The sequence below is a fragment of the Chitinasiproducens palmae genome (assembly GCF_900095735.1).
Classification (GTDB): Bacteria; Pseudomonadota; Gammaproteobacteria; order Burkholderiales; family Burkholderiaceae; genus Chitinasiproducens; species Chitinasiproducens palmae.
Genome location: NZ_FNLO01000001.1, coordinates 114,034 through 132,611, shown reverse-complemented (window position 1 = coordinate 132,611; position 18,578 = coordinate 114,034). Strand labels below are relative to the sequence as shown.

The window sequence follows — 18,578 nt, the reverse complement described above, 5'->3', positions numbered from 1 at the left end:
CGGGCGTTCGACCGTCTTGGCGTTGGCGCGTTGGCGCGTTGGCGCGTTGGCGCGTTGGGAAGTTGGGAAGTTGGGAAGTTGGGAAGTTGGGAAGTTGGGAAGTTGGGAAGTTGGGGAGTTGGGGAGTTGGGGAGTTGGGGAGTTGGGGAGTTGGGGAGTTGGGGAGTTGGGGAGTTGGGGAGTTGGGGAGTTGGGGAGTTGGGACGTTAGGGCGACAAAGCGTCTTAGGGCTTCATGAACTCCCCCTGGCACGGAGTGGGGTCTGGCCCCCCTTCAACGCGTGCACCTGCTGGATACTGTCTGGTGGTAAGACGCACACGTGTTCCGCCTGCGGCCGGGCGACGCGGCCACCGCACGAAACGGCAGGCGCAACTCGGTTCCTCAGCGGTGCTTCCAACTGCATCGGGGGCGATCGAGGCGATCAATAACCCCGTCGTGCGGCGGCGCGCCGGTCGCAACAAGGTAGGCAGTAGGTGAACTGACGCTGGAAGGCCAGCGGCGGTCCTGCCAGCCTGTATTCGCGCCGGCTTAACCACACGTCACCGGCAGAGCCGGCTTTCTCTTGCAGAACGCGGTGGGCATGCGAACGCCGGTGGCCCCCCGATCAATCGAAGCCGCGCGTCGTCTATGCAACGGTCACACGTCAAGGATGCCCGCCCCTCAAGGTCGAGCGGACGCGTGGCCGTTGGCCAAAATGTCTAACGCCGTTGCAATGCGCGTCGTCTTCGCGGCCATCGATCGGGCGCAAGTTTTCTGCGCACGCTTAGCAAATGCGACACCTTCGCGAGAAACCTCGCAAGCTCTGTGACTCTTGCTGCCGCCATCCGTCCAGGCCTTGGTCATGCAAAGGGTGCTCGGCGACGCATCGGGGCCAGTACCCAGGGAGTCGTCTTTCGAGACGGTCTCACTTCTGACTCAAATCACTTAGCTGACGACGGCTAGTTTTGCTTCAGAAAGCGCTCGCCGGCTGACGTTACCGCTTGCAATTTTGCGCAGGGTGATGGCGGGACAAACTCGCGCGCTTAAACGAGTGGCGTCTTGCCCTTTTTGCGATCACGGACACGGCTCCGTGCCGAATCAAGCACTTGCACAGTTACCGCCGAGTATTCAACAGAGTTATCTACAGGTTTTGTGGATAAGTGCGTGAAAACGAGACTGCATGAATAGGCGACGGTGGCGGATGTGACGGGCTGCCTCCCCGCTAGCGTCGAGTTGGCCGACGATAGGACCCATTTGCTGCTTTGCGCTACGAACGCCGGTTAAAGTCTTGAGCCGAGGCGCCTCGCGATCATCACAGGCGGTTGGCGACGCTTTAACGAACTGACGCCGATAGCGAACTTGCAAGGTATGAGCGGAGAGTGCCAGGGGCTGACGAAGTCTGAGCTGGCGTTAGCGCGCAGAGGTCGGTAACAGTGCGATTGGACCGTCGCCTGGAGCGCCAAGCCCGCGCGTAGCGGCCATCATCGTGCGTATGCCTTCAAGTCGGTTCTTTTGCGGGTCGTCGTAGTGCCGAGTCGGCTGAAGGCGCAGTTCGCGCCTGCACCAGCCGTGTACCACGCTCAAACACGAAGTGTGATGTGTTATCGTCTTAGTTATTTTTTGAAGAAATTGACTGATTTCCGCCGGCCTACGTTTTGAATGTCCTGCAAGTGCATGATTCCAAATATGTTTTTTCTATCGTATGGCGGCCTAGTGGAGGGCTGAAATCTTGACGACGGGGCCGCGCAGGCTGGGGAACAGGGCTGGAACAGAGGCAGTCGGCTCGCTAACGAGAGCGCACTTTGCCTTCTATCGCGGCTTCGTCGAGGGGTTGCCGCTGGAGCGGCTGTCTACGCGCTTCTTTCCCGCGCTCGAAGAACTGCGCCCGCGCGTACTTCGGCGGTGGATCGCCGATGAAGTGGCGGCCTACTTCCGACGTCGCGGCGAAGAGGCGAAAGCAGCACTCTTCTCGGCCCGAGACACGCAGCGCAATAGAGATGTAGCCGAAGAATCACTAGCCGCGTTCGCGGCACGCGTTGATCCCGAAGGTTTCTACGCAGAAAGTGAGCTGCTTGCGCTCTTCACTGCCGAGCACGGCGGGCAGCATGCGCGGGGTAATCGTCGACGCGCAGCAGTTCTGGAAGCGCTCGAAGAGGCCGAACGGGGTTGTATCGAAGTCGGACTGTGCGACAGCGCGGATGACGTCGAGCTCCACCTACCGCCTCATGCCGCGCGGCGGCTACGGCGTGCCGGCTGTGGCTCGATCGGGTCACTGCGCTGCTTGATCGAGGAAAAAGGCAGCCGCTGGTATGTGCATGTCGCTGGCTTGGGTGCCCGCACGGCGCAGCGCGTCGATGCCTGGTTGGGGGCGCGCCCGCGTGACGATAACGATGCACCCGCGTCTCGGGGCACTCCGACACTCCGATGGGCGCTCATCACCTCGCCCGACGAACTGAACTTCGAGTCGCTCCAGGCGCCGTGCGTCGTTCCGGCCGGGCAACAGGATGCCTTGCGCGCCACTCGTGCATTCCGCGCCGCGGTCAGCGCCCTCTCGCAGGCGCCGCTCAGTCCCAACAGCGCTCGGCGCTATCGTAAGGAAGCCGAGCGGCTCGCGCTGTGGGCATGGCTTGAGATGCGCCGCCCGCTCAGTGCATTGGATCAGTCTTCCCTGATCGAATACGAGGCTTTCCTGCGCAACCCGGGCGTCGACTGGATACGGCGAAAAACCGCACTGCGCGGCACCAGCGGTTGGCGGCCCTTGGACGGACCGATGTCTCCGGCCTCCGCCTCCCATGCGAGAAGGACAGCGGCGGCCGTGCTGAAACTGTTGAGTGCAAACACCCAGCAATCCGACCCAGCGCAATTGGTAGGCGACGACGCCGATAGTTCGGCTGCCGATGGCATGCCAGCAGTCGCGCAGTGGGATTTTGGTGCTGGGTCTGCTGGGTCTGCTGGGTCTGCTGGGTCTGCTGGGTCTGCTGGGTCTGCTGGGTCTGCTGGGTCTGCTGGGTCTGCTGGGTCTGCTGGGTCTGCTGGTGCTGCTGGTGCTGCTGGTGCTGCTGGTGCTGCTGGTGCTGCTGGTGCTGCTGGTGCTGCTGGTGCTGCTGGGACCGACAAGACTCGACAGCTTCCGGCCGAGACGCGCTTAACGGTGAGAAGAAGTTCGAGTCACAGCGCGCAGCAAATAGTCGAGAAAAACCACGACGCGGAGCTTCGCCAATTGCGCAATGCCCAGCTGGCCACAACCAACCGTGACACTGACGCGGCAAGGCGACCCGGTCTGACGCGTGAGACCAAGCTTCTGCCTCAGCGTGACAGGCGTTCGAACGACTTTGATGATCGCCTGCCGACAGTGGAACGAGCAGAAGAATACGGCCACAATGCGGATCGATTGGACGTGAGATCGAGCTTCACGTCCGGCGGAGTTGCTTTCGGCAAGCGAGCCAACTTCGAAGTGAGCGTCATTCCGAACGTCAGTGCGCACCGTTTCGCGCTAAAGAGCGGGACGGAACTGACACCTGGTTGCGCTACGCACGAACAAGCACGCTACGTTTCGCAAGTTGCTCCTGACGGCATCATGGTGCCCTCCTCTGGTAGCTGGGCGGGTGACCTGCTAGAGGCAGCAGTCTCACGCGTCAAGACGCGGGCACGCGAACCGCTGGGTAGAAGTAGGATGCTTCTGCTAGTGGCGATTGCCTACACGCTGGGCCTCAGCCTTGAGCAAGCTACGAAACTTTCGGTAGGACAGTGCCTCCATGCGATTCGTGAACGGACGCGCGTAGCAAACGCAAACGGTTCCTTGCAATCTTTGGAAGTGCACTTCCTGGCCGAATCACTGGCGGAACATTTAATCGCGCGCGGAATCCCGCCCGTCTTGTGTGTCGACGATTTAGCCCAGGTGGAGCTAGCAGCCGTTCCCGCGCTAGGCGCAATCGGCTTGAGCAGAAAGAGTGCGACCGGCGTTGGCACAACTCCTCATACGCTTCGCCAAGCGTTCCGCCGTCTTGTGACGGTGGCGGACCCGCCGCGCGACGCCGTCATTGCCGAGAGCCCTCGAAGCGGAGACAATTCGGTTGAACGATTTCGTCAGGAGATTACCTACAAGGCGCTTGTGCTAGCCGGGAAGCACCTCAGAGGTTCCGCGACATAATGGCCGCGCGATATTGGGCGACCACCCTATGACTCGGGCGGTCCAACGCCGCGCTGCGCGGGGTTCCAATGCCCCGAAATCGCCCGCCCAGTCGTCTTTCTACGTAGAAAGCCGCTGCGTGTCCAGGTGCCACTTGCGCGCATCGTTAGCGTCGCTTGTGGGACAGGCGGCCCTCTGACCGCTGGTCGCTCTAGCCCCCGGATCAGGCAATGCAACGCCTACCAATCATTTTCTTCGTATGGCAGATCGTCGCCACGGCCAAGCGAATGTCGAGTGATGATTCGGTTGCTTCGGATTCCCGGCGCCGATGCCGCAGGGTACGGTATCTGTCTAAGGCAGCTGAGTTATCCGAACAAGGTCAAACGCACGCGAGCAATCGAAGCACGCCGCTTATCGCGAATCGCGGCGAATGTGGCGGCGACACACATCGGCCTAGCCATGTTTGCCGGGTTCTCACGAAGCAAAAGACTGTCGGCATCTTGCGGCCCGAGGAGAGGGCTGCGTTCGTGCAACACGAGCCCGCCCGTTCTCGGAGCACGCTGACGCGCTCTTTCTACGTAGAAAGAGCGCGCTGAGGTCGGCCGCGACTCATCTCGACGTACGACGGCGGCATAAACGGCGGCCCAACGTTACATGGATCGAGAATGTACGCGAGCAATAAGCCCGCGAGGAAGCCTAAGTGCGCTAAGCCAATCGCAAAACGATCCTTCGAAATTGGAATTCGGTCCACCCCCTTCGTTACCGTCGGACTTGCAAGCTGGCAGGCTGACGTCTTCCAAACCGGAACTATTCAAAATCGTCATGGTTGGATGTCGGACATTCAAATTAGGCAGTGACCCGTACATTGCGGATGTCCACGGGCGTATTGCGAGGCGACTGCTTGCCCGAAGCGCCGGAAGCGTGATGCGGAACGCCTTGCCGGCCGTAAGTGCGGCGGATCGCACAGTTGGAATTGAATCAGCTGCTCATGCGGCGTTAGCGGAGGCGCTTTCTACGTAGAAAGTGGACTGCATACGCGTTGTGCGCGACGGAGTCGCGTCTCGGCTGGACCGGCGCTCGGCGTCTACGCTGGCTGTATGTTCGCAGGTTAGGCAGTTGCTGACGTCGCGGGAAGGCCATTCCGAAAGTCCAGCTCGAGGCCTGACGTCGGCGTTCTGCTGGCCGCGAGGGTCAGCCGAGAAGAACGGTTTTGATCGGCCCGATCCTGGAATCTGCATTCGCTCATGAGCGCATCCCATGTTGCTGCCGCCCCTTACACACCGTAGCAAGCGCGAACGCAGCAAGGCGAGACTCCTTTCGGGGAGCTTGCCTACGAGAAAATCAGAGGCATTGAATCGAGATCGACATTGCACTACGTCGAACTGCCACGCGCTGCTTTATGCCGCGTCGCTGCATTCCGTTGCCGCAAGGCAAAACCGTTGAGACTATCCGCTTATCAATGCGGATAGTCTGTCGAGAAGCAGATGCTGCGGCGCCCGCGCTGGCTGGCATTTTCGTTCAGTCGAGGCCCTCGGACGGCGCGTTTTGCGAACCGGTACGGTTGACCGGCCTGAGTAACACAGTGTTGATGACATGTGCCGCAAAGCGGCAGCGTCATCGCCTCGTGGGAGTTTCTACGTAGAAACCGGTGCTAACGCCGACTGCTATGGCATTACCTCGCCGCCTAGCCCGCTCCTCACGAGCAGCGGATGCAGAGCGCAGACGACAGCTTGCCGCTTGGGTGTAGTTACGTTCCGCGAGAATTCGGATATAGGTCCGTATCTGTCCGAACTCGAGAGAGCCTTTGTCGCGGCGGTTGCTGCCGCATTCGTCGCCGCGGTTATCGCTAGCTTTGCCACTACGATGCTCCGCCGCAGCAGCTCCGGCTGGTGCACTTTGGGGCATCACGACCAAAAGCCATTCCCGAATAAACGACCCCTACCTGTTCCTTCCCGAGCCTCTTCGGCCTGTGTTTTTCGCGACGCTGGTGAATATGCCACCCGAAGGCAACCTTTCTACGTAGAAACCTCTTGAAGACGCCCCTGTTACTCGCTATACCGCTGACGCTGGCGCTCGGTGCCTGCGTGTACCGTCTTCAATCCGCCACCCTTTTGGAAAGTTTCAGAGCGTGCCAAGCTGCGGCGCGACACTAGAATACGACCATTTGGAAGCTTTCCAAAAGAAGGAACGGTTGCTATAGTGCGCCCAACGCGACTTTCTACGTAGAAAGCCGGTTTCCAGCGAGAGGATCACTTGAGCGCGAAAATCATCACGGTGTTCAACCAGAAGGGTGGCGCCGGCAAGACCATGGTGAGTTGCAATCTTGCCGAGACCTTGGCGCGTCGCGGTTCGAGGACATTGTTGGTCGATCTGGATCCACAGGGCACGGCCAGCATATGGGCGGGCATGTCAGCGGATGACCGCCCGTTGCACGTCACGGCGGTCAACCTAAGCCATATGGCAGGTACCGCGCATCGCGAGATTCGGAAATTCATTGACGATTACAGCTTTATCGTCATCGACTGTCCACCGGCCATACAGTCGGCCGCGCCTTCCGTCGCGCTGTTGATCGCTGATCTTGCGTTGATTCCCGTGGGTGGATCTGGCGGCAACCTCTGGGCGATCGAGGAGGCAAAGAAGCTCGCCGCGAACGCGCAGATCAGTAACGAAACACTGCAAGTCCGCACTCTCGCAAATATGTACCAGAACATCACGATCGTACGCCAGGTGTTCCAGCACCTGGCAAGCGACGCGTCCGTACCGATGTTGACGAGCCGACTTGGGCTGCGCGCGGCATTCAAGGAGGCCGAGACCACCGGACAATCAGTCCACACGATCAGCGGCGCGCGCGACGCAGTGCGCGAGGTGAATTCGCTCGCCGACGAAGTGAGCAAGATCCTGCAGCGAGGAACGAAGCATGGCGACTAAAAAAAACTTCTCCGACTCGCTCAGCAGAGGTTTGCGCCGCGAAAATGATTTACGCACGCGCGTTGACGACCGCTTCGAAAAAGCCGATCACGTGCTGTCCGATCGACCCAATGGGCTGCTTGAACCATCGTCACAGCGGCCCGTCTCCGGCCACTTGCCGCCGGCGGTGGAAGCACTGATTTCCGGCGCCTCGGTGAAGAAGCGTTTCGTCCGCTTGCCGTTACAGGCACTTGTCTCGAATCCACTCAATTCGCGCAGCTTTTATTCCCCCGAAGCGATCAGCGCTCGCGCCGCTTCGATTCAAAAGGAAGGGCAGTTGGTGCCGGTCCTGGTGACGCCGAATCCGGAGCGTGCGGGTGAGTACTTCCTGATCGATGGGCATTATCGCCGGCAAGCGATGCAAGCCTTGGGACGCACCGATATCGAGTGTTGCGTGCTTGAGCAGTTGGCGCCCATCGATTTCTATCGGCTCTCCAAGGCGCTCAATCACGAGCGTGAAAGCGAATCGGTCCTGGACGTGGCGCTCGGTCTGAAGCGTTTGCGTGAACAGGGAATCGCCAGGACCGATGAAGATCTCGTATCGATTGCGGGTGAGAACGCAAGCAAGATCAGCAAGCTGCTGGCCTTGTTGGACCTGCCATCCTCGGTGCAGGAATTGATGCATGAGCATCCTCAGACCTTCGGTATCAACATCGCCTACGAGCTTGCGTTGTACCTGAAGGCCAGCGATACGGCGGCCACCGATGCCCTGGCGAAACGAATCGTCGCCGAGTCGCTCACGTTCCGAAAAGTCGAAGCCCTACGCAAAGCGCTCGAACAGGGAATCAAATCGAAAAAGCAACTCTCCCGTCAATACCGACTACGTGATGAGGGCGGGCAAGACCTCGGGACTCTCAAGGAATGGGATTCGGGACGCGTGGTGCTCGACATCCGTTTCGACGACACATCCAAGCGCGAGGCACTTGTGGACGAACTCAGGCGTCGTCTCGGCGCGGATGCGCATGCTCGCTTGGACACTTGAAGCGAGGAGAAACGACACGAGCGCGGTTCGGCCGCCTTGGCTATCCGCGCTTTGCATTTCGCGTCCAAGGACGGATTCGTGACCGCTTGAGCGCGGCACGCTGTCGCCCGTCGCGTCAGCACACCGCGAAGTGCCCGCCGTGCCCGCCATGCAAGCCGCTGCATCGAACTTCAGCGTTCGCTCGACATGCCGACAGTCTGGATGAGCGGGCTCGGCGTTCGGGTGGAGGACGCTGAAGCAGGGCGCAGGGATGCGGCATCGGTTCGACATCGCCCAAAAGCAGCGCAATGTTTCGCTGCCAGTTTCCGATTTTGCCGAAAGCGCGAGACAGGCACCGGCCTGTCGAACAACCGAACGACTCGGCGAACACACTGGCGCGCATAGCTTGGGTTGCCGGGCGACCCCGTGGCTTCTCGTACGACGCAACCGGGCGCCCGACGCTTCACGCTGAGTCGCTCGCCCGGACGCAACGCAGGGAGGGGCCCGTTTCAGTCAGCCTGGCCCCCCGTTTCGCGCGGCGGCGTCGCATCACTCGGCGATGTCGTCTGCCGCCGCTCCATTGGCCATGCCAGTCAGCAGAAATTGCAGCAGGTCACGGTCACTCGGCTCGCCCCATGTGCGCTCGGCGACCCAACCAAGGAAACTACGTTCGGCCATGGCCGACGGCTTCCTCGAAAGCGACATGCGCAGTTGCTTCACACTGACCTGGGCGTTGTACTCCTCGACCAGCGCGCTCTGATCTTCGACCGCCAGCTCCTTCAGATAGTCCTTCGCGAGCGGAACCTGGCTTGCGAGGTAACGGTTTTTAAGATCTTCCGGAGACAGGCCGTTCGTCGCGCTGGGCGAGTCTTTCGAGGGCAGGGGACTACCCGCACCAGACAAGTTGCTCTTCCAGCCCTCACTTAGCGTACGGCGGAAATAGGCCGCTACATTATCGATGGCGGGCGCGTTCTTCTTGCCGAGACGCTCGTTGGTGTACTCGATTGCCTGGCGTATCCGTTCGTCGCCATATTCCGCAATCAGCTTGCGCGCCTCAGACGGTAATACGCCCAACCGCGTGACCGCGCGCAGCATTTCGGCGTCCACCTCGTCGCCCGACTTCGCGCTGGGTTTTCGCGTGATGGTGAACTGGACCTCGGCCACCGATCGACCGTGTTTGTATTCGATCAGCTCGACGGTATGGTCGGTAACCTCGTTCACTTCGCGCATCGCTGGAATCAGAATGCGACTCTTGAAAATCTTGTATTCGCGGTACGAGCTCTTCGCCGAGTCCTGTCCGAGAAACAGCTCACGGAACGTCTTGATCGGGATTCGACCGGTGCGGCCGACACCCTCGTAGCGTACGACGTTCTCCCATAACGTTAGGGAATGCCCGCGCTTGAACTGTCGCGTGATCCGCATATCGATCATCGCGTACATGACCGGGTTGAGCAACAGCTCGCGGATTTGATCGGAGAAGTTATAACGAAGCCGCGACCCGTCGATTTCGGCGCCAGACAGTAGACCAGAGGCCTTCCAAACGCTACGGCTGTCATGCATCAGGTGATCCCAGTTGACCACCGTGCCGACCAGCGAATTGATCGTTGCCTTGACGTAGTTGCGATTGTTGCTGTTCAGGCCGACGTCCTCGATCAAGTCCCTCACCGAGTATTCGAACGTCAGGCGCTGATCGTCGCCGTGCTGCGCAATTGCGTTCTTGATGAGCGCATTGAACATCTTGGCCTGCTGCAGCGTAATCGCCCCTGACTTCGGGGCGATATGCACTGCCTGGACAGCCTTTTTGAATGGCTCCGGGGGTTCGGGCGTCTGAAACAACGCAATCTGCGCTTCCTTGACTGTCCGCGGCGCGTTAGCCATCGATAACCTTTTTCTTCGTGTGTGGTGCCTTGCTGGTTGTTCGTTGAGCGGCGCGCCGCCATAGCGGAGCAAGGACCGGCTGGAACGTCGCAATCGTACCACAGGCATTAACCCAGTCCGCGCGGACCGAGGCAACGGCGGCTAGCGATCCTGGCGAACCGCGGCGTAGGCCGAACGCACGGCCTGGTATGACCATCGGCATGCACCTACCTGCAAAAATCGACCATACGCGTGTACCTGTCCACGGTTGGAACGACCATAGCGGTGAACCTACGAAGAAGAGGACCGACCCCGGGCTGCCCGCTTGCAATGGCGCTTTGTGCGCCGCGAGCAACATGTACCGTTTGATGATGCAATGGCCAGGACCGCCATCACGCTGGTCGCCGTTCCGAAGCCAATAGGTGCATGCGTATGGTTGAACCAGCGGTTTTCACGTTTCGAGCAGGCTCATCCCGGGCAGCCATGCAGATTTTCTCCCATGGACGTTCACCTTCATGGAATCAGCGGCCTCATGCGCAGGCGCTGCGCCGTCGTTGCAAACCATAAAGGTTCACCTATGACAGCCGACCATACCCATTCACCTTTCAACTCAATCATCCCGCGGAGTCCCTTCTTACCTGGCATTCGCCCAAGCGGGACCGAGCGGGCACGGGTCGAAAGTGCGGAACCATAGGCGTGCACCAATGAAAAGTCCGACCATAAACGTTCACCAGTAGAGGTAGCTGAAACTGCGTTCTCGAAAGACGGCTGTGTTCCAAGCACGATGTACCATTGCTGTGCACCTTTGTAGCAGGTCGTGCCTGAACTTCTAAGACTGTTGCTTAGCGTACTTCAGGAAGTACTTGATTCTGTGTAACAATCATTGGGCCTCATGCTCTCGCGATGTTCAAGTGATTTCTCAGCATCTAAGTCCAGAGGCACGCGGGGTTGTGTTTACTAGTTAACACTTCTCTTGTTTAGTTAACCTTTAGGCGGCTGAAACCCGCGCCAGCCAAGGCGCTCAGCGCATTGAGGTACACGTGTCTGGGACGAAGGGTTACACCCTATGGGCCGAAAGGTATGTGGATATGGTTATTTGGTTCATCCCTATGGTCGCCACAGGTATGTGGATATGGTTCAAAGGTGAAACCGCATGGTAGGACGCAGCGCGCCGGACTCATCGATCCCCCAACAGGTGTCCTTGGATGGTACGCAGTCTCCGCTTGCATTCGCCAAAATAGGCTTGATCTCCGACACACATGGTCTGTTACGTTCCGAGGCGCTAAGCGAGCTGCAAGGCTGCGACGCCATCCTGCATGCGGGTGATATTGGCAATATCGAAGTGTTGAACGCACTAGGCACACTTGCGCCGGTCACGGCGATCCGCGGCAATAACGATCTCGCCTGGGCGGTGGATCTCCCCGATACCATAGACGTTAGCCTCTACGGGCTGCGCTTTTGGCTGATCCACGATATCAACGACGACGCGTTCGGACCGCCGCCAGCGGACTGTGAGGTCATTGTTTGCGGCCATTCCCACCGTCCCAACATCCAGACAGCCGACGGCAGGTTGGTGGTGAACCCCGGTAGTGCAGGGCCGCGGCGGTTCAATCTTCCGATTACCGTAGCAATCATGCATGTGATGGCGACTGGACCGCACACCGAGATCCGTGTTCTTTCCGTAACGTCGGCATCGGCGCGGAAACGGTGAAAGCGGTTCCACATCGGTGCGCGACGGCCGCGGTTCCGGATGATATCGATCTCCTGAAAGGTGAAAGCCGTTGGTACGTCCTCGTCGCAGCGGCCCGGTAGATCACGAAAAAGGTGAATGGCTATGGTCCACGGGCGGTGCGCCGACTGGCCATTGACGGACTAGCGTGTATAGTCGGGCAGCGCTTCGCCACGTACCGAACCGACCCACAATTAAACGATGACAGCCCGCCCCTTGCGAACGGTTGGCCCAGCCGATACGGCAGTCTCGGTCAAACCCGAGCTGCGTCTCGATGCCTTTCTGCCATATCGCCTGTCGCTTGCCTCAAATGTGGTCAGTAACCTGATCCACGAGACGTATGAAAGTCTGTTCGCGTTGCGGATTCCCGAGTGGCGCGTTACTGCGATTCTCGGCGAGGTGGAAGGCCTGACACAGATGGAGATTGGCCAGCGTACTAAAATGGACAAGGTGACCGTTAGCCGTGCCGCGAAGGCGCTGCAGGAGCGCAAGCTGGTTGCGCGTTCGGTCAACGAGGCAGACGGCCGCTCCAGCAGGCTCGCGCTGACCACTGAGGGTCGAGCCCTATACGAGGCCGTTGCGCCCGCTGCGCTGGCCATAGAAGGGCAACTGCTGGCTGATTTCAGTGCCAGAGAGGTCGAGGAGCTTAAACGAACGCTCCTGCGATTGGAGGAAGCGGCCCACAAGCTCAGCAAGCGGCGCTGAAGGCTCGGCATTACGACGGCGGTGGCAGCCGTGGTTGCAGCGCTTTGGCGGCGCCGTGCAACAGCCGGCTGCCATGGCGTCGTTGGCCGCTCTAGAGCGGCTTCGGAGTCAGGCTTGGGGTCAATGTGAGGCCGCTCCGCGATCGCCCACAGGTCGAAGCGCGACCACATCGCCAGTGCGTGTCCGCCATGAGAAGGCCCCACGGCGGCATGAATACCCCCGTTGCTGGTGGCGCCGCCCAGCCAGGCGTCTCTCCGCTCCGCATTTCCGAGCGCTGACACGCCTGGCTGGCGCATACGCTCTCCGAATCCAGCCGCGGTGGCGGTCCCAGCCCAACGATGCAACGGTTCGATCCAGCAGGCACCCGGCCCGACTCGACCAGAGCAGCCGGCTTGGCGACGGACCACCTTCCTGCGGTCGTAGGCCCAAGACGAGCGCCACGGTCAGCGCGGCGCGAGATCATGCAACGGTCCCGGGCGGTGGAGGCGCACCTGTCGCCGCGAGTCGTCCGCCGTACCATACAAGTTCACCTGAACGAGGTCGGACTGTCGTTGACCTTCGATCGATCGCCTTCCCGCTGTCGGCGAGCGAATCGCCGTTGGCGCCGGATCGCGGAGCCGCTCATCCTTGCACCGGGTCAGCGCCAGCATCGTTTCACAGCGTAGGGGCCACGGCCACCACCGTCCCACGACCGAGCAGCGCTGTAACCGCTTGGCGCCCGGTCCTGCCCTGATGGCGCATCGCCCGTGCCACACGCTGCTGACGCCAGCGCATCTTTCGCCCGCGCGCCGTCGGCAGCGCGCCAGTCCCGCTCGCTACGCCCCGCTTCGATTGCGTGGCAAGCCGAACGCGACTGTCGAGCGGTTCTCTGCGATCCGCCGCGGTCGCCGACAAAGCACGCCATCGCGCCGGCACGGCAAAGCTTCCGACCGGCGCCCGAAGTTGCGCGGATGAGCCCTCCGCCCGCGTGGGCGCCGGGCCGCTCGACATTGCATCAAGATTGGCAAACGTCGTCCGAGCGCCGATTTGGCGCCCATGCCGGCGTGCTCGAGCACGCCTGTCGCATCTACCGGTCCTGAATGGCAATCGTGAACATCTCGAAACTGGTTTCACTTGAAACCTGTTTCTCGATTGTCTATAGTTTTGCGGTAAGCCTTTTTAGAAAGATTGGAGGAGATATGGGTTCCCACGATCAAGACAATCCGCTCGGCCTGGACGGTTTCGAATTCGTCGAATTCACCAGCCCGGACGCCGGAACGATGAATGCGCTGATCGAGCGCCTCGGCTTCACCGCGTTCTCGAAGCATCCCAGCAAGGCGATCGTTCGCTACAAGCAGGGCGACATTAACCTGCTGGTGAACTCGGAGAACAGCGGTCAGGCGAGCGCCTTCCGCGCGGCGCATGGCCCGTCAGCGAACGGCATGGCTTTCCGGGTGGCTGATGCGAAAGCGGCATTCGACGCAGCGCTCGCCCGCGGCGCTCGTGCGGCCAAAGCCGACGAAGGAGCGCTTGGTGCCGATTCATATGTGCTGGAAGGCATCGGCGGCAGCTTGCTGTACCTGGTCGACCGTCACGGCGAATCGGGTTCGCTGTATGCGGACTGGACGCCGATTCCTGGCGCGGAGAAAGCCGAAGCGCGCAACAGCGTAGGGCTCAAGACGCTCGACCATCTGACACACAATGTGCGGCGTGGCGAGATGCGCACCTGGTCGACGTTCTACAGCCAGGTGTTCGGTTTTTCCGAACAGAAGTATTTCGACATCAAGGGGCAGGCCACGGGGCTGTTCAGCCAGGCGATGATCGCACCCGACAAGGCGATCCGCATCCCGCTGAACGAAAGCCAGGACGAAAACTCGCAAATCGAGGAGTTCATCCGCCAGTACAACGGCGAGGGCATTCAGCATCTTGCGCTGACGACCGACAACATCTACGAGACGGTCGAGAAGTTGCGCGAGCGGGGCGTGGCCCTGCAGGACACCATCGAGACGTACTACGACCTGGTCGAGAAACGCGTCCCGAATCATGGCGAGGACCTGGCCCGGATGAAGCGCAATCGCATTCTGATCGACGGCAGCACCGACGAGGGGCTATTGCTGCAGATCTTCACGGAGAACCTGTTCGGACCGATCTTCTTCGAGATCATCCAGCGCAAGGGCAATGAAGGCTTTGGCAACGGTAACTTCCAGGCGCTGTTCGAGTCGATCGAACTCGATCAGATCCGGCGTGGCGTGATCAAGGTCGAGTCCGCATGAGTGATGTCGGCACCACGGCCGGCACCGCGGCCGGTGGCAACGGCGCGGCGCCGGCGCGCGAACGGCTGAGCGGCACGCCGCCGAATGTGCGGCTGCTGCCGCTCGCCGCGTTGGTCGATGGTGCCGCGCGCAACCTTGTCCTGCAAATCGGCGAGGGCTTTTTCCACGGCTTCGTCGTGCGGCGCGGCGGCAGCGTGTACGGCTACGTCGACCGGTGCCCGCATGCGGGTCTGCCACTTGCGCAGGCGCTAGACCACTATATGACCGACGACGGCCGTCTGATCATGTGCTCCTGGCACGGCGCGCTGTTCGAGGTCGAGGATGGCAAGTGTGTGGCTGGGCCGTGCAGCGGTGCGCGGCTGACACCGTGGCCGTTGCGCGTCGACGAAGGCGTCGTGTTCACCGCCTGAACGCGCGCCCGAGGGCGCGTGGCGGCGCAACGCGCGGCCACCCTCGCGCGGACTTATGCGTCGAGCGGACCCACGTCCGGTTTACCGTTGCCGTCCGTGCTGGGATCCGTGATGTGCATGTCGGTTGCGATCACGTCCTCGAGCGGCGCGGGACGGTGGATCGCGTAGCCCTGCGCGTACGTGATGCCGATCGCCCGCACTTCTTCCAGCGTCGTCTCGCTCTCGACCGATTCCGCCACCGTCCGTGCGCCCAGTTCAGTGGCGATGCGATGAATCGAGTTGACGATATTCCGGTCGACCGTGTTACGCGACATATTGACCACAAAGCCGCCGTCGATCTTCACGACATCGACCGGGAAGCTCCGCAGATAGCTGAACGAGCTGAGGCCGATCCCGAAATCATCCAGCGCCACCTCGCTGCCCTGTGCGCGCAACCGCCCGATCACGTGCGCGGCCGACTCCGCATTGCGCACGAGAGCCGTCTCCGTTATCTCGAAAGTAATCGTCTTAGGCGCCAACGGTGACGCGGCGAACAGCGATTCGATGAAATCGAGCAGGTGCGGGTCGTTCAGAGAATTGGCCGACAGGTTGACGTGCACGTTGAGGTGCGGCACCCGGGCGAGCGCTTCGCCATAATCGATCATCAGGCGACGCAGCACCCAGCGATCGATGCTCGCCATCAGATCGTAGCGCTCGGCTGCCGGAATGAAGAGGCCGGGTGAAATCGTATTGCCATTGCTGTCCCGCATCCGGGTCAGGATCTCGTACCGCTGTTCCTCCGACGGCCGGGTAGTCGCGATCCGTTGCGCGAACAGCGCAAAGCGGTCCTCGTCGATGGCTTGCCGGATGCCGGCCGCGACGAGGATCTTGCGATGGTAGTCCATCGCCTCGCTCTGCTCGTCTCGGTAGACATTGACGCGGTTGCGTCCCGAGTTCTTCGCCGCGTAGCAAGCCACGTCGGCCTGCGTGAGCAGCGTGCTGCGATTGGTGGCGTCGTCGACGATGTCGGTCAGGCCGATGCTGACACCAACGGAGTAGCGGTGCCCGCCCCAGTCGAAGCGCATGGCTTCGGTGGCATGGACGACCTGTTCGAGCACGCGCCGCGCGTCATCCAGCGCGCAATTGTGCAACAGCACGCCGAATTCGTCCCCGCCAAGCCTGCCGACCATGTCAGTGGCGCGCAACTGCGAGCGCAACAGTTCCGCCACGGCCTTCAGCAGTGCATCGCCCGCGGCGTGACCCGCGCTGTCGTTGATGATCTTGAACCGGTCAAGATCCAGGAAAGCCAGCGCGTGGGTGGTTGCAGTGCCGCGCACTTCGGCGATCGCGGCGTCCAGCGCGGCCTCGAACGCGGTCCGGTTCGGCAGGCCGGTCAGGCTGTCGTGCGAGGCGTTGTACATCAGCCGCTGCTGCAGGTCGCGCGATTCCGTCACGTCGCGCAGCACCACGACGCTGCCGAGGCTTTCGCCGCCCGGTGTCCGCACTGGCGCCGCGCTGGCCTCCACGAAACGGAGCGTGCCGGCGGGATCTCGAATCACGCCGCCGCTGCGATGTTGCTCGGTGCCATTCGGGCCGAGGCATGCTGCCGCGATGTCCGGTCGCGGCGCGAGCGTCGCCTCGTCGAGCAACGCGATCGCCGTACCCGCGGGCTGTCCGGCCAGGGTCGCGACGTGACGCCCCAGGATGACCTCGGCGACCGGATTCGCGAAGACGATCTGGCCGCGCGCGTCGGTGACGATCACGCCGTCCGTGATCGCCACCAGCGTGATGCGCAGCCGCTCCTTCTCCTCATACAGTGCCTTTTCGGCCACCTTGCGCGCGGTGATGTCCTGCACGTGACCGATGAAGTAGAGCGGGCGTCCATTGCCGTCGCGGACCAACGACACGCTTCGCAGCGTCCAGAGCGTGGCGCCGCTCTTCGTGTGCAGCAACCATTCCGTCGCGTAGGAAGTGATCTCGCCGTTCAGCATGCGGTTGATCCAGATCTCGTCTGCCTGGCGCGTGTCATCGTGCGTCAGGTTGGCCAGATCCGACTGGAGCAACTCGCTCGGGCTGTAGCCGAGCATCTCGCAAAGTGCCGGGTTCACATGAGTCGCGCGCCCGTGCAGCTCCATCAGGGCCGTGCCGATCGGCGAACCGTCGAGCGCGCCGCTGAACAGCGCGGCGTTGCGCTGTGCCTCGTCACTCGCTGCCTGCTGACGACGGAACGCGCGCCGCAGAACGAGCGCCATCGCAAACATGGCGAGGTTCACGCCCGCGAAGATCAGGATGATCGAGCGGGCGCGTTTCCGCCATGGCGCATAGACCTCGTCGACCGAGCGACCGACGGAAAGCAGCATGTCGCTGCCGGGCAAGGTCGTATAGGCGTAGATGCGTTCGACCTTGTCGAGCTGCGAGATGGTGGTGAAGTGACCCGAGGGTGCGCGGCGCGCGTTGACCATCAGCGCGCTGGGGCTGAGGTCGGCTCCCAGCTCCTCGACCTTGAAGGGCCGCCGGAACATCAGGTGGCCGTCCGCGCGAACGAGTGCCAACGTCCCCGCCTTGCCGAGGTCGATCTGGGCGAACAGCTGGTCGAAGTAATCGAGCTTCAGCGAGCCAAACACGATGCCGTCGAACTTGCCATCGGCAGTAAGAATCGCCCGACTCAGGCAGATGTACCACAGCGAATTGAGATTGCTGACAGTCGGCAGGCTGATGAACAGGCCGCGGTGCGGGTCAGCCTTCTGTGCGGTGAAAAAAGGGCGGTTGACGATGTTGCCCTGGCGCGGAAAAAGCGCAAACGAATCCAGCACGATGTTGCCGTCGGCATCGGTGACGATCACTGCGCCCAGCTTTTTCGCGACGGCGGCCCGCTGGAACAGCAGCGAATGACTAAGTCCCAGGCCGAGCGAAAAAAGCTTGTCGTGGTGCAGGTTGTCGCGAACGGCTTCCAGCGCCAGATCGATCACTTCGACATTGCGCGCGATGTCGCGGGCGACCGCATTGGCGACGTTGGCGATCTCCGTCTGCGCCTGCAAGCGCGCATCCTCATGCTCTTGCCACAGAACGAAACCGCCAACCGCGTCGAAAGCGAGCGCAAGCGCGGCGATGCCTGCGCTCAGCCAGAAGGTCTGGCGGCGGGGCCGTGGGCGCGAATCGGCTCGACGTTCACGCATCAAGGACGTCCGGTGCGCGGCGCGAGTGCTGCCCATTGCACGACATGCCGTTGCTGGCGCGGATGGCCATTCGAACCGTAGCAGTGGAGGTCATATCGATTCGGTGTTCGGCACGCGTGCGCCGGCGGGGTGTCCCCCCCCGGCGAGCTGGTGTGACAAGTCAAGCATGCCATAACGGCGCGCTGATCGCGCAAAGCCGTGCCGCCGTGCATCAACCACGCCACATAAACGCGGGTTTCCCCGTGTATCGGAGCGCAGGAAACGGGCCAAGTATCGCAATTTGCGACGAACCGCCGTCCTTGGGGCGTGGCGAGTCGGATGACGCCGGAATGGCTGCGACGGCGTTGGGGCGGCATGACAAGGCGAGGCCAGCGGCGAACAGTGAGCGCGGCGCCGCCCGGCGGCGCATCCATCGGCGCCGCTCGATCCGGCGG

11 protein-coding genes and 1 pseudogene are annotated in these 18,578 nt (G+C 61.5%); 9 read left to right on the top strand and 3 right to left on the bottom strand.

The annotated features are described in order from the left end of the window. Positions 1 to 1,993: 1,993 nt before the first annotated feature. On the bottom strand, positions 1,994 to 2,194 hold the full coding sequence (locus tag BLU54_RS24090; protein WP_235837726.1) for a hypothetical protein: 201 nt from the start codon (positions 2,192 to 2,194) through the stop codon (positions 1,994 to 1,996). On the opposite strand from BLU54_RS24090, the pseudogene BLU54_RS24495 reads away from it, so the two are divergent. The 5 genes and pseudogenes from BLU54_RS24495 to BLU54_RS00340 all read left to right on the top strand — a co-directional run. After that, positions 2,117 to 2,296 (top strand): annotated as a pseudogene (locus BLU54_RS24495) (hypothetical protein); the annotation flags it as partial. The gene BLU54_RS24090 and the pseudogene BLU54_RS24495 sit on opposite strands and share 78 nt — an antisense overlap. 613 nt (positions 2,297 to 2,909) lie before the next feature. After that, positions 2,910 to 3,128 carry a hypothetical protein gene (locus tag BLU54_RS24085; RefSeq protein ID WP_235837725.1) on the top strand — a complete coding sequence of 73 codons (219 nt, stop codon included), beginning with the start codon at positions 2,910 to 2,912 and terminating at the stop codon, positions 3,126 to 3,128. A 2-nt stretch (positions 3,129 to 3,130) separates the two neighbouring features. Beyond that, the gene (locus BLU54_RS24080; RefSeq protein WP_139169370.1) at positions 3,131 to 4,129 is read left to right on the top strand and encodes a hypothetical protein; all 999 of its coding nucleotides are present in this window, start codon (positions 3,131 to 3,133) and stop codon (positions 4,127 to 4,129) included. Between the two features lie 2,232 nt (positions 4,130 to 6,361). Then, positions 6,362 to 7,036, top strand: a complete 675-nt coding sequence (locus BLU54_RS00345) for an AAA family ATPase (protein ID WP_091903448.1) — start codon at positions 6,362 to 6,364, stop codon at positions 7,034 to 7,036. After that, on the top strand, positions 7,026 to 8,057 hold the full coding sequence (locus BLU54_RS00340; RefSeq protein ID WP_091903446.1) for a ParB/RepB/Spo0J family partition protein: 1,032 nt from the start codon (positions 7,026 to 7,028) through the stop codon (positions 8,055 to 8,057). Before BLU54_RS00345 ends, BLU54_RS00340 begins: the two co-directional genes overlap by 11 nt. Positions 8,058 to 8,585: 528 nt before the next feature. Here BLU54_RS00340 and BLU54_RS00335 read toward each other — a convergent pair. Next, positions 8,586 to 9,914 (bottom strand): replication initiation protein, encoded by a 1,329-nt coding sequence (locus BLU54_RS00335; protein ID WP_091903444.1) that lies wholly within the window; start codon positions 9,912 to 9,914, stop codon positions 8,586 to 8,588. Between the two features lie 1,132 nt (positions 9,915 to 11,046). Here BLU54_RS00335 and BLU54_RS00330 point away from each other — a divergent pair. The 4 genes from BLU54_RS00330 (at position 11,047) to BLU54_RS00310 (ending at position 14,989) form a co-directional block, all read left to right on the top strand. Continuing rightward, the gene (locus BLU54_RS00330; protein ID WP_091903442.1) at positions 11,047 to 11,604 is read left to right on the top strand and encodes a metallophosphoesterase family protein; all 558 of its coding nucleotides are present in this window, start codon (positions 11,047 to 11,049) and stop codon (positions 11,602 to 11,604) included. A 219-nt stretch (positions 11,605 to 11,823) separates the two neighbouring features. Further along, positions 11,824 to 12,327, top strand: a complete 504-nt coding sequence (locus BLU54_RS00325; RefSeq protein WP_091903440.1) for a MarR family winged helix-turn-helix transcriptional regulator — start codon at positions 11,824 to 11,826, stop codon at positions 12,325 to 12,327. Between the two features lie 1,178 nt (positions 12,328 to 13,505). Further along, on the top strand, positions 13,506 to 14,579 hold the full coding sequence (gene hppD / locus BLU54_RS00315; RefSeq protein WP_091903436.1) for a 4-hydroxyphenylpyruvate dioxygenase: 1,074 nt from the start codon (positions 13,506 to 13,508) through the stop codon (positions 14,577 to 14,579). Continuing rightward, positions 14,576 to 14,989, top strand: coding sequence for a Rieske (2Fe-2S) protein (locus BLU54_RS00310; protein ID WP_091903434.1), 414 nt, complete (start codon positions 14,576 to 14,578; stop codon positions 14,987 to 14,989). The genes hppD and BLU54_RS00310 overlap by 4 nt, the downstream gene beginning before the upstream one ends. A 53-nt stretch (positions 14,990 to 15,042) precedes the next feature. Here the strand turns inward: BLU54_RS00310 and BLU54_RS00305 are convergent, their stop codons facing one another. Further along, positions 15,043 to 18,144 carry an EAL domain-containing protein gene (locus BLU54_RS00305; protein ID WP_170844956.1) on the bottom strand — a complete coding sequence of 1,034 codons (3,102 nt, stop codon included), beginning with the start codon at positions 18,142 to 18,144 and terminating at the stop codon, positions 15,043 to 15,045. Positions 18,145 to 18,578 lie beyond the last annotated feature (434 nt).